The sequence below is a fragment of the Sulfitobacter sp. L-8 genome, assembly GCF_056859255.1.
In genome coordinates, this window is record NZ_JBSXOD010000005.1 from 1 (window position 1) to 3,141 (window position 3,141).

A 3,141-nucleotide genomic window follows, 5' to 3' on the forward strand; every position below is an offset into this window, starting at 1 on the left:
GTAAACCTCCGCCGAGGGCCGTCTGGCTGCTGGGCTGTGAGATCGTTTATCGAGTGTCCTTATGGACGCACACGAAGACACCCCCCGCATTCAAGTTTTGTCGGTCTCTGATACTGGCCGTCGCCGCCGTTGGTCAGATGACGAAAAGATCCGTATCGTTGAGGAAAGCTTTGGCGCCGGCGTGACATTGGCTGAGGTTGCACGACGCCATGATGTTTCGCGGTCTCAGCTTTACGATTGGCGTTATCGCCATAAGAACGGATTGCTTGGTTCTGGCCCGCAATTTTTGCGTGTTATGAAGATCGAAGATGCTTCTGATGGCTCTGGCACTGCGCCAGCGCCACAAGCTCCTGTCATGACCATTGACCTCGGCCCGCGGTGTCGTGTGGCGATTCCGTCAGGTTTTGACATGGAAGCTGCTGCGCATCTGCTCAACGGCTTGATGGTGCGGTCATGATCGCGTTTCCGGCTGGAACGAAGGTGTGGATTGCAGGTGGTGTGACGGATATGCGCCGAGGCATGAATACTTTAGCGCTGACAGTGCAACAGGGGCTTGGGCGTGATCCGCATGCGGGCGAGATCTTTTGCTTTCGCGGCCGCAAAGGTGACCTGGTGAAGCTGCTCTGGCATGACGGGGTGGGCATGTCGTTATATTTGAAGCGTCTTGAGGCGGGGAAGTTCATCTGGCCGGTGAGCCAAGACGGGACGGCGGTTGCGATATCTGCGGCGCAGTTGGGCTATCTTCTCGAGGGGATCGATTGGCGCAATCCACGCTGGACGCAAAGGCCCAAAGCGGCTGGATAATTCGTTCTGAAGTGCCTGTTTTTATTGGCGTTTAACGGCTTCTGTGGTAAATATTTGCCATGTCACACGCCGCTTCCGAAATTGCCAGATTAAGCGCTGCACTTGCCGCGCAGACCGCCCGAGCGCAGGCTGCGGAAGCCGAATTGGCGCAGGCCCGCGCGCTGGCCTCCTGCACGGACGCAATGATCCAAGAATTGAAGCTGGAGATCGCCAAGCTTCGGCGCGACAAATACGGCACCTCCTCCGAGCGTCGCGCGCGGCTGATTGATCAGCTGGAATTGCAGCTTGAGGAATTGGAAGCGGCCGCAACGGAGGATGCGCTGGCGGCTGAACAGGCTGCGGACAAGACCAGCACCGTGCGTGCCTTCACGCGACGCAAGCCCGTGCGCAAACCCTTTCCCGACCATCTACCGCGCGAGCGTGTCGTGGTAGAGGCCCCGACCAGCTGCACCTGCTGTGGTTCAGACCGCATCGTTAAAATGGGCGAGGATATTACGGAGACACTGGAGGTCATCCCACGCCAGTGGAAGGTGATCCAGACGGTCCGCGAGAAGTTCACTTGCCGAGCTTGCGAGAAGATCAGCCAACCGCCGGCCCCGTTCCACGCCATTCCACGCGGTTGGGCAGGGCCGCAACTGATCGCGATGATCGCCTTCGACAAGTATGGACAACACCAACCGTTGAACCGGCAATCCGGGCGAATTGCACGTGAGGGGATTGATCTGAGCCTGTCCACCTTGGCTGATCTGATCGGTCATGCTTGTGTGGCGCTGACCCCCATTCATGCGTTGATCGCGCGCCATGTGTTGGACGCTGGCCGCTTGCACGGTGACGATACCACCGTGCCGCTTCTGGCGCGTGGCGGCACAAGGACAGCGCGACTGTGGACCTATGTGCGCGATGATCGACCGTGGGATGGGGATGCGCCACCCGCCGCCCTCTTCCACTTCTCAACAGATCGCCGGAAAGAACACCCAACACGGCATCTGGCCGAATGGCACGGTGTTCTTCAGTCGGACGTTTATGGCGGCTACAATGATCTGTATCTCGCAGATCGTAGTCCGGGTCCGGTCCGTAGTGCGCTGTGTTGGAGCCACGCAAGACGCAAGTTCTTTGAACTGGCCGACATCAAGGCCATAGCCCGCAAGGGCAAAAAGGTAGCACAAGAGATCTCGCCCATCGCGCTGGACGCTGTGACGCGGATCGATGCGATCTTTGCTGTCGAGCGTGACATCACCGGCCTGTCAGATGCAGCGCGTCATGAAGCCCGGCAGCAGTGGGTAGCGCCGATGGTCAATGATCTGCATGATTGGATGCTGGCCGAGCGGGCCCGGATGTCAAAGCACAACCCTGTTGCCAAGGCGATCAACTACATGCTCGAGGGGACAGGTCGCTGGGAGGCCTTCACCGCATTCCTTGATGACGGATGCCTCTGCCTAACGAACAATGCCGCCGAACGCGCGCTCAGAGGGATCGCATTGGGTAGAAAGTCATGGCTTTTTGCAGGGTCTGAACGCGGTGGCGACAGGGCAGCCTTCATGTATACACTTATCGTCACGGCAAAGATGAACGACATCGACCCGCAGGCATGGATGGCAGACGTCTTGGCGCGACTGCCCGATATGCCTGTGTCACGCCTACCAGAACTGTTACCCTGGAATTGGAAGGCCGCCATGGAATTGAAGAGGATTGCTGCATGACACTGGTCGCGCGCCTCAAGGTCACATTGTCCGATGTCGAGCCTCAGGTGCTTCGGCGCTTTGATGTGGCCCTCAAGATCAAGCTGAACCGCCTGCATGATGTGATCCAGGCTGCCATGGGATGGACCGACAGTCACCTGTATGAGTTCAGGGCCGGCGGCAGCGGCTGGGGCGTGCCAGATCGAGATGGCTTTTACGATGGCCCGATGCCCGCCAGCAAAACCAGCCTGCTTGACGTGATCGAAGATGTTGGCACCAAGACCATCCATTACATCTATGACTTTGGCGACAACTGGCATCACGTGATCAAGGTCGAGAAAATCGATGATGCCATCGCGGGTGCCGCATATCCACGCCTTGTCAGGGCCATCGGTGCTTGCCCTCCGGAGGATGTGGGTGGCTTTCCCGGCTACACTGCCTTCCTCGAAGCCATGGCCGACCCCAAGCACGAAGAACACGGCCAGATGCTGGAATGGTGTGGGGGACAGTTCGACCCGGATGAGGCAGAGATCGGCCGCATCCTCGATAACTTCGAGCGTCTTGCCAAAAAATGGACCCCGAAGCCGCGTAAACCAAAAGCCGTACCCGAACACCTCTGATCAATACGGCGCGCCCACGGCCTTCGCCGAATGGTTAC

4 protein-coding genes are annotated in these 3,141 nt (G+C 58.6%); all 4 read left to right on the forward strand.

Annotated features, from left to right (window positions below; translation table 11 throughout):
* The first annotated feature begins 61 nt into the window (after positions 1–61).
* The 4 genes from tnpA to AC13DE_RS00140 are packed head-to-tail and all read left to right on the forward strand — an operon-like array spanning position 62 to position 3,103.
* Positions 62–457, forward strand: coding sequence for an IS66-like element accessory protein TnpA (gene tnpA, locus AC13DE_RS00125; RefSeq protein ID WP_483046628.1), 396 nt, complete (start codon positions 62–64; stop codon positions 455–457).
* Positions 454–804 carry an IS66 family insertion sequence element accessory protein TnpB gene (tnpB, locus tag AC13DE_RS00130; protein ID WP_072630505.1) on the forward strand — a complete coding sequence of 117 codons (351 nt, stop codon included), beginning with the start codon at positions 454–456 and terminating at the stop codon, positions 802–804. Before tnpA ends, tnpB begins: the two co-directional genes overlap by 4 nt.
* Before the next feature lie 59 nt (positions 805–863).
* Positions 864–2,504, forward strand: coding sequence for an IS66 family transposase (gene tnpC, locus AC13DE_RS00135; RefSeq protein ID WP_483046629.1), 1,641 nt, complete (start codon positions 864–866; stop codon positions 2,502–2,504).
* Positions 2,501–3,103: a plasmid pRiA4b ORF-3 family protein gene (locus tag AC13DE_RS00140; protein ID WP_483046630.1), complete on the forward strand. Its 603-nt coding sequence runs from the start codon at positions 2,501–2,503 to the stop codon at positions 3,101–3,103. The genes tnpC and AC13DE_RS00140 overlap by 4 nt, the downstream gene beginning before the upstream one ends.
* Positions 3,104–3,141: the final 38 nt, after the last annotated feature.